We start from the raw sequence: 7762 nt of genomic DNA on the forward strand, positions 1-7762 counted from the left end.
ACCCACGGCGCGGTTGTTCTCCTGGGGATCGAGTTCGTAACCCATCTCTCCCAGGTTTTGGCAGGCCAATTCGCGGACATGGGGAGCGTTCTCGCCGATTCCTCCAGTGAAAATCAGCGCGTGTACGTGGCCGAGCACGGCGGTGTAGGCGCCGATGTATTTCCGCAGACGGTAGCAAAACACGTCAATGGCGATGCGGGCGCGCTCGTGCCCCTGGTGGCTGCTTTCCAATAGCTCGCGCATGTCGTTGCTCTCACCGCTGATGCCGTAGAGGCCGCTGTGGCGGTTGAGCAGGGTGGCGACTTCGTGGCTGCTCATCTCCTGCTTGGCCATCAGGTGAAGCAGAATGGAGGGATCGACGTCGCCGGCGCGCGTGCCCATCACCAACCCTTCCAGCGGCGTGAAACCCATCGAGGTGTCTACCGAGCGGCCGAACTGGATGGCGGTCACCGAACAGCCGTTGCCGAGGTGGCAGGTGATGAGGTTGGTGTCGGCGCGGGAGAGGCCGGTCAACTGGCTGAAGCGGTAGGCGACGTAGCGGTGCGAGGTGCCGTGGAAGCCGTAGCGGCGGATGCGGTGGCGGCGGAAGTAGTCGTAGGGCAGCGCGTAGAGGAAAGCGCGGGTGGGCATGGATTGGTGGAAGGCGGTGTCGAAGACGGCCACCTGCGGCCGGTCGGGGAAAAGCTGGGTGCAGATGTGATACCCGTTCAGGTTGTGAGGATTGTGCAGCGGGGCCAACTCGCTGGCGTCTTCGATTTTGCGCAACACCTCCGGGGTGATGCGCTGCGAGTTGTGGAACACACCGCCGTGCACCACGCGGTGGCCGACGGCCTCAATCTCCTTGGGGTCGGCGAGCGCGCCGACGCGCTGGAGCAGGGAAAGCACTTTGGCGATGGCGGCGTGATGATCGAGGATGTCAACGCCCACGTCGCGGACAGTGCGCGCGTCCGCTTGGCACGAGACCACGGCCTCGTGGGTGCCAATTCTTTCTACTTGGCCGCGGGCGAGCAGCCGGTCTTGGTTGCGGTCAATGCGCTCCAGGTCGGTTTCGATGAACTGAAACTTGACCGAAGAGCTGCCGCAGTTGAGGACCAGGATTTTCATGGGACAACAATACCATCCCCGCAGTTGCGGGCGTTGGCAGCGCAGACTATTGTAGAGCCGAAGCTAAAGGGATGCTAGGAGGTCTCGTGGTGAAACACCGACAAGGTTGGGTGGCATTTTTTCTTCTCGGGGCGTTGACGCTGGGAGTGGCACTGCCGGCGGCGGGCGCGCCGGAAGAGAAAAAAATCGACGCAATCGTGGAGGCGTTGATTGACGCCTTCCGCCGGGGCGACTACGCCGCCATCATCCTCGCCGCCGCTGGGCTCAAGCGCCTGGGGCTGGCCAGCCGCATCCGCTCGACCATCGCGCAAGAGGAGTCGCTGCCGGCCGCTGGGCAGGGGGCGCTGGGCATCGAGATTCGCGCGGATCGCCATGACGTGCAGGCCTGGCTCGCACCGCTGCACCACGCGCCCACCGCGCTGGCCGTGACCGCCGAGCGCGCGGTCTCGCGCATCCTGGGCGGCTCATGCCAGGTGCCGCTGGCCGCGTTCGCGCAGTGGACGGATGCCGGCGCACTGCGCCTGCGCACGTTCGTCGCTTTGCCCGATGGCAGTCGCAAGCTTGCCGCCGAGGGCGAAGCGACGCCCACCACGCTGGGCGACGCCGACGCCCTGGGCGTGCGCGTCGCCCAGCAGATGCTCGATGGCGGCGCACGCGAGATCCTCGCCGCGCTGGTGGTCGACACGCCGCCCGCTACCTGACCCCGATACGCTGGCCCCATGGACGACCGCTTGCCACCCTCATCCAGCGCGCCGCCCGCCGCCTCCCAGCATGCTTCCAACGCGCCTGTGGTGGTCGTGACGCGGCCGCGTGCGCAGGCGCCCATGCTGGTCGCCGCGCTGGAGCGGCACGGGCTGCGCACGCACCAGTTCCCACTGCTGGACATCGCGCCCACGCCCAACCTCGATGACCTGCGTGCCGCGCTGGCCGATCCCACGCGCTACGCGCTGGCGGTGTTCGTCAGCCCCAATGCCGTGCAGCAGGCCTTTGCCGCCATGCCGGAGGGTTTCCGCTGGCCGCAAGAGGTGCCGGTGGCGGTGGTCGGCCCCGCCAGTGCGCAGGCCCTGGCAACGCACGGTGTGGCCGCACCCGCCTATCACGTGATCCAGCCCGACACCCACGCCGACGACGCGCGCCAGGACTCCGAAGCCTTGTATGCGCGGCTCGACGTGCCGTCGCTGCATGGCCGCGAGGTTCTGATCGTGCGCGGCAACGGTGGCCGCGAATGGCTCGCCGATCAACTGCGCGAAGCCGGTGCCTCGGTGCGCGCGGTTGAAGCCTACCGCCGCAGCGTGCCCGCGCCCGATGCGGCTGCCTGGATGGGCCTGCGTGCCGTCCTGGCCGGCCGCCACGCCTGGACACTCACCAGTTCCGAGGCCGTGCGCAATCTCGATACGCTGGCGCGCGCCAACCTGTCGGCCGCCGAGGTGGACACGCTGCATGCCGCGCCGTGCTTCGCGCCGCATGCCCGCATCGTCGAGCAGGCGCAGTCGCTGGGGTTTCGCGACGTGACGCTCACTGGCGCCGGTGACGATCGCCTGCTCGCAGGCGTGCTCGCCTGGGCGGGGCCGATGCCGGCAGTGCCCGTCGCGACGCCGTCGCCCACCGTCGCGCCGCCGGCCGCGGCCTCGACCGAATCCAAACCGATTTCTCCTGCACCCACCGTGACGCAGACTCCCGTTTCCTCGTCCACTCCCGCTTCCGCGCCGGCAGCGGCCCAGCCGAGTTCGGCGCCAGCGCCTGCCGCGCCTTCGTCATTCGCCCCAGCCATGCCCGGCAGCCAGGCGCCGCGACGCGGCGGCTGGCTGATCTGGGCCGCACTGATCGTGGTTGTGGCGGCGGTGGCGGTGCTGCAAGTCCGCAACGAGCGTCTGGCCCGCGAGGTGCGCCAGCGCGCCCAGCAGAACGAAACGCTGGCGCAGGACATGCGCTCGCTATCGCGCGCCGACCAGGACGCCTTTGCCCAGCTGCAGCAGAAATTTGGCGCGCTGGATGCCCGCACCACCGAGACGCGCGACCGCCAGGCCGTGCTCGAGCAAGCCAGCCAGGACCTGCTGCGCAATCGCGACGACTGGCAGCGCGCCGAGATCGAGCGCTCGCTTGAAGTCGCGGCGGAGCAGCTTCAGCTGACGGGCAATGTGAGCGCCGCGCTGGCCGTGCTGCAGGCGACCGACGCACGCCTCGCCGCGCTCAACAAGCCGCAGTTCAACGCGATGCGCCGCGCTGTTGCGCGCGACATCGCCAAAATCAAGGCAATGCCGGCCATCGACCTGTCGGGCGCGGCCATCCGTCTGGATGACGCCATCAACGGTATCGATACGTTGCCGCTGGTGTCGTCGGCGCAGCCGCTGGAGGCCGAGCAGGCAGCCCAGGCCGCTGCTCAGGTACCCCGCAGCCATGCCGCGCCCAAGCCGGGCAAGGCCAAGGCCAACGCACCGGGCGCGGCGCCGGCAGCCACGACGCCGGCCGATACCGGCTGGTCGGCAGGCGTGCGCGCCTGGTGGGGCCGCCTGTGGAATGACGTGCGCGTCGAGCTGGGCCAGATCGTGCAGGTGCGCCGCGTCGACAAGACCGAGGCGCTGCTGCTGTCACCAGACCAGGCGTGGTTCCTGCGCGAGAACCTCAAGCTGCGGCTGATGAATGCGCGCCTGGCGCTGCTCTCGCGCAACGACGCCGTGTTCCGCGCCGACCTGGGCCGCGCCGATACGCTGCTCACGCGCTACTTCGATACGCAGTCGCCGCGCGTGGCCGCGGTGCAGAACCTGCTGCAGCAGGTGCGCGCCAGTGTCGGCACGCTGGAAGTCCCGACGCTGGCCGATAGCCTCGCTGCCGTGCGCGGCCAGGGCAAGGAGTGACCATGCGCTGGGTATTCTGGGTCGCGCTGCTGTTTGCCGCCGCCGTCGGGCTGGCGCTGTTCACTGAACTCAACCTGAGCAACGTCGTGCTGTTCTACCCGCCGTACCGGGTGGAGATGTCGCTCAATTTTGTGCTGGCCGCGCTGTTGGCGATCTTCGTCGTGCTGCACGTGGTGTTGCGGTTGTTTCACCATGTGACCGGCATGCCGGCGCGTGCGGCGGCGTACCGCGAGCGCACGCGCATCCTGCGGGCCTCGGCCGCGCTGCGCGAGGCGATGGAAAGCCTGTTCGCCGGCCGCTTCGGCCGCGCCGAGCGCCTGGCGCGCGAAGCGCAGGTGTGGGATGCGCAGCGCGAAACCGCCGCGCTGATCGGCGCGCGTGCCGCCCACCGCATGCAGGAAACCGAACGCCGTGACGCATGGATGGCCGAGGTGGCCTCGCCCGATCGCGAACAGGCCAAGCTGGTGTCGATGGCCGAACTGCTGGTCGACGCGCGCGATGCCGAAGGCGCGCTGGAGAAGATCGCGCAGCTGCAATCGCAGGGTGCGCGGCAGATTCAAGCGCAGCGCATTGCCTTGCGTGCGCATCAGCACCTGAAGAACTGGAGCGAGGTGCTGCGCCTGACGCGCGCGCTGGAAAAGCGCAACGCCATCCACCCCGTGCTGGCCGCGCGCATGAAGCAGATGGCCTGCGAGACGCTGCTGCAGGAGCGCCGCCATGACGCCGATGCCCTCAACGACCTCTGGCGCGAGCTGACCACCGAGGAGCGTCGCTCGCCCCGCATCGCCTCGCAGGCCGCGCTGTACTTTTCGCAACTGAGCCGCCCGGACGACGCCAAGCGCATCGTCGAGGAGGGCCTGAAGGCGCATTGGGACGGCCGCCTGATCCGCCGCTATGCCGATTGCGCTGTGGCGGGCCGCGCGCTGCCGCTGATCCAGCAGGCCGAGAAATGGCTCGCCCAGCATCCGGTCGATGCGGACCTGTTCTACACGCTGGGCATGCTGTGCTTCAAGGAGCAGCTATGGGGCAAGGCGCAGGCGAGCCTGGAATCGGCGCTCAAGTACGCGGATGCCGAGCACCACGGCAGCCTGCGCGCGCAAGCGCATCTGGCGCTGGCGCAGCTGTATGAGCAGACCGAGCGGATGGAAGGCGCGCAACGCCACTATCGGCAGAGCGCGTTGCTGGCGGTCAAGTAAGAACCCCAGGGAGGCGCTGCGCTACTCGCGCCGCTTCCTGCCGGTGATCATGGCGCGGATGAGGTTTTCCTTGTGGAGCACGCTCATTGCCATGGCCGCCGCCACGTGCAGGATGACCAGCGCCATCAGCGCATCCGCCAGCAGGCCGTGCAGCTGGATTGGCCAGTCCTCGCCCCAGAACGCATCGAGCCGTGACAGCCACCCCGTCACACCCAACCCGAGGATGAGCGCCCACATGGCCAACATCACCAGCGCGCCGGCCGGGTTGTGGCTGAGGTAGCGCGGTGCGTTGCCTGAGCGCAGCGCCTTGATGTAGCGCATCACGTCCGAAGGGCGCGGCACCCAGGTGCGGAAGCGCGCGGCATCGCTACCGACCACGCCCCACGCGAGGCGCACCGCCACCAGCGCCACCGCCACATAGCCGAGGCTGCGATGCAGCGGGCCGCCGGAGTCTTCCACCAAGTCCCATAAGACCAGCGACGCGACACCCCAGTGCGTCAGGCGCACGACCCTGTCCCACACCAGGACGCGGGCGTCAGGCGAATTCATGGACGTGGTGCGGGCAAGGCGAGGGGAAAGGACTACTTCTCGATCTCGGACTTCACGACGTCCAGCGTCTTGGTGTCGTAGTAGATCTCGACTTTCTTGCCGTCCTTGTTGGTGCCGTAGATCTCGTAGCAGTTGCCGCTCACCTTGAAGATCTTGATGGCGTAGCCCTCGGCCTTGAGCTTGGCCTGGGCATCGGCCGCCGGCATCCATTCGTTCTTCGGGTGCGCGGTGCACTTGGCGCTGGCGAACGCGCTGGTGGAGCACACGGCGGCGAGGGTGGCCACGGTGGCCAGGGTCAGTTTCAGCATCGGAATCTCCTCCGGGTCAAGAAGCGATCAGCGTACTTTTGTTGAGAATGGTTCGCAATATCGCGCTTCCCAACGTCCGCATGAAGCAAAGGTCGTCGAAAGGATCGGCGCCGTGTGGCACATCGGCGGACACGGCGCCCGGGCCTATTTGTTCACCATCCGCGCCGGCACCGACAGCGTCAGCAGCGCCCCCAGCACCATCGAGGCGGCCAGCATGTACATGCCGGAATCGGTGCTCTTGGTGGCATCCTTGAGCCAACCCACGGCGTAGGGGCTCAGGAAGCCGGCCAGGTTGCCCAGCGAGTTGATCAGCGCGATGCCGGCGGCCGCACCGGTGCCCGCCAGGAAGGCGGTCGGCAGGCTCCAGAACAGCGGCAGCGTAGTCAGGATGCCCATGGTGCCGAGCGTGAGCGCGGCCATCGCCAGCGTGGTGTTGGTGTGCCACACGGCGGAGAGCACCAACCCGATCGCCCCCGCGACGGCGGGGATCGCGATGTGCCAGCGGCGCTCGCGCAGGCGGTCGGCGCTGCGGGCGACCAGGATCATGGCGATGACAGCCGCGCCATACGGGATGGCCGTCAGCAGCCCCACCGAGAACGGATCGGCCACGCCGGTCTGCTTGATCAGCGTCGGCAGCCAGAAGCTCACGCCGTACAGGCCCATCACGAAGGTGAAGTAGATCAGGCTCATCAGCCACATGCGCGGGCTGGCCATGACGCGGGCGATGGGCGGGTCTTCCTTCTCGGCTTCCTCGGCGGCGATGTTGCGGGCGAGCAGGGCTTTCTCGTCCTCGGTCAGCCACTTGGCGTGGGCAATGCGGTCGTCCAGATAGAGCAGGACGAAGATGCCGACGATGATCGACGGAATGCCCTCGATCAGGAACATCCATTGCCAGCCAGCCAGGCCGTAGGTGCCGGCAAAGGTCGTCATCGCCCAGCCCGACAGCGGCCCGCCGATCACGCCCGAGAGCGCCACCGCCGTCATGAAGAACGTGGTGGTGCGTCCGCGCCGGTGCGCGGGGTACCAGTAGGTCAGGTACAGGATGATGCCCGGGAAGAAGCCGGCTTCGGCCAAGCCCAGCAGGAAGCGCATCACGTAGAACATGGCTGGCGTGGTCACATACATCATGGCCGCCGAGATGAGGCCCCACGAGATCATGATCCGCGCAATCCACATGCGCGCGCCCACGCGGTGCAGGATCACGTTGCTCGGCACCTCGAAGAGGAAGTAGCCGATGAAGAAGATGCCCGCGCCCAGGCCGTAGATGGTCTCGCTGAACTTGAGGTCGTTCAGCATCTGCAGCTTGGCAAAGCCGACGTTGACGCGGTCGAGATACGCGACCACGTAGCACAGCAGCAGGAACGGAATCAGGTGCCAGCTGACCTTGCGGTACGTGGCTTCTTCGAATGCGCTTGCGGATTGGGGCGGCAGCGTGCTGGTGCTACCCAGCGGTGGGGTGGTGATGGCCATCGGGTCTCCTGTGTTGTTGTGAGTTCAGGCCGAGCGCATCTTGTCACCAACCTCGGCCCGACAAACCGCCACCGCATTCTGCGCTCGACAAAGCGCGTCGCCAAGCGCCCCTTCGGCAGGGATCGCAGTGAAGACTATATGCAGCGCCCGCCATCCACCTCCAGGCACGTGCCGGTGATGAACTCGGCCTCGTCGGAGGCCAGGTACAGGCAGGCATTGGCCACGTCCTGCGGCGTGGAGAGCCGCCCCATCGGGATCGTCGCCAGGAAGCGCGCGCGGT

At 67.7% G+C, this 7762-nt stretch carries 8 protein-coding genes; 3 read left to right on the top strand and 5 right to left on the bottom strand.

Features of this window, described 5'->3' with window-relative positions:
* The coding region (locus QZ609_RS22050) for an acetate kinase (RefSeq protein WP_295499542.1) at positions 1–1104 on the bottom strand (1104 nt) is incomplete at its 3' end.
* 71 nt (positions 1105–1175) lie between these two features.
* On the opposite strand from QZ609_RS22050, the gene QZ609_RS22055 reads away from it, so the two are divergent.
* The 3 genes from QZ609_RS22055 to QZ609_RS22065 are packed head-to-tail and all read left to right on the top strand — an operon-like array spanning position 1176 to position 5155.
* A complete protein-coding gene (locus QZ609_RS22055) occupies positions 1176–1805 on the top strand; it encodes a hypothetical protein (RefSeq protein ID WP_365902128.1) in 630 nt (209 codons plus the stop codon).
* 18 nt (positions 1806–1823) lie between these two features.
* Positions 1824–3959 carry a fused uroporphyrinogen-III synthase HemD/membrane protein HemX gene (hemDX, locus tag QZ609_RS22060; protein ID WP_295499543.1) on the top strand — a complete coding sequence of 712 codons (2136 nt, stop codon included), beginning with the start codon at positions 1824–1826 and terminating at the stop codon, positions 3957–3959.
* A 2-nt stretch (positions 3960–3961) separates the two neighbouring features.
* Positions 3962–5155, top strand: coding sequence for a heme biosynthesis HemY N-terminal domain-containing protein (locus tag QZ609_RS22065; RefSeq protein WP_295499544.1), 1194 nt, complete (start codon positions 3962–3964; stop codon positions 5153–5155).
* 21 nt (positions 5156–5176) lie between these two features.
* Here QZ609_RS22065 and QZ609_RS22070 read toward each other — a convergent pair whose 3' ends face one another.
* From QZ609_RS22070 to QZ609_RS22085, 4 genes are all read right to left on the bottom strand, one after another.
* Complete coding sequence (locus QZ609_RS22070) at positions 5177–5704, bottom strand: cytochrome b/b6 domain-containing protein (RefSeq protein ID WP_295499545.1); 528 nt, start codon at positions 5702–5704, stop codon at positions 5177–5179.
* A gap of 32 nt (positions 5705–5736) precedes the next feature.
* Positions 5737–6012, bottom strand: coding sequence for a PepSY domain-containing protein (locus QZ609_RS22075; RefSeq protein WP_295499546.1), 276 nt, complete (start codon positions 6010–6012; stop codon positions 5737–5739).
* Positions 6013–6156: 144 nt separating this feature from the next.
* Positions 6157–7482: an MFS transporter gene (locus QZ609_RS22080; RefSeq protein ID WP_295499547.1), complete on the bottom strand. Its 1326-nt coding sequence runs from the start codon at positions 7480–7482 to the stop codon at positions 6157–6159.
* Between the two features lie 134 nt (positions 7483–7616).
* The coding region (locus QZ609_RS22085; RefSeq protein ID WP_295499548.1) for an SDR family oxidoreductase at positions 7617–7762 on the bottom strand (146 nt) is incomplete at its 5' end.

This window comes from uncultured Ralstonia sp., assembly GCA_913056305.1.
Lineage (GTDB): Bacteria > Pseudomonadota > Gammaproteobacteria > Burkholderiales > Burkholderiaceae > Ralstonia.

Excerpts from the sequence above, each read along its gene's own strand:
- QZ609_RS22055 (WP_365902128.1), top strand. The coding sequence starts at position 1,176 with ATGCTAGGAGGTCTCGTGGTGAAACACCGACAAGGTTGGGTGGCATTT.
- hemDX (WP_295499543.1), top strand. The coding sequence starts at position 1,824 with ATGGACGACCGCTTGCCACCCTCATCCAGCGCGCCGCCCGCCGCCTCC.
- QZ609_RS22065 (WP_295499544.1), top strand. The coding sequence starts at position 3,962 with ATGCGCTGGGTATTCTGGGTCGCGCTGCTGTTTGCCGCCGCCGTCGGG.
- QZ609_RS22070 (WP_295499545.1), bottom strand. The coding sequence starts at position 5,704 with ATGAATTCGCCTGACGCCCGCGTCCTGGTGTGGGACAGGGTCGTGCGC.
- QZ609_RS22075 (WP_295499546.1), bottom strand. The coding sequence starts at position 6,012 with ATGCTGAAACTGACCCTGGCCACCGTGGCCACCCTCGCCGCCGTGTGC.
- QZ609_RS22080 (WP_295499547.1), bottom strand. The coding sequence starts at position 7,482 with ATGGCCATCACCACCCCACCGCTGGGTAGCACCAGCACGCTGCCGCCC.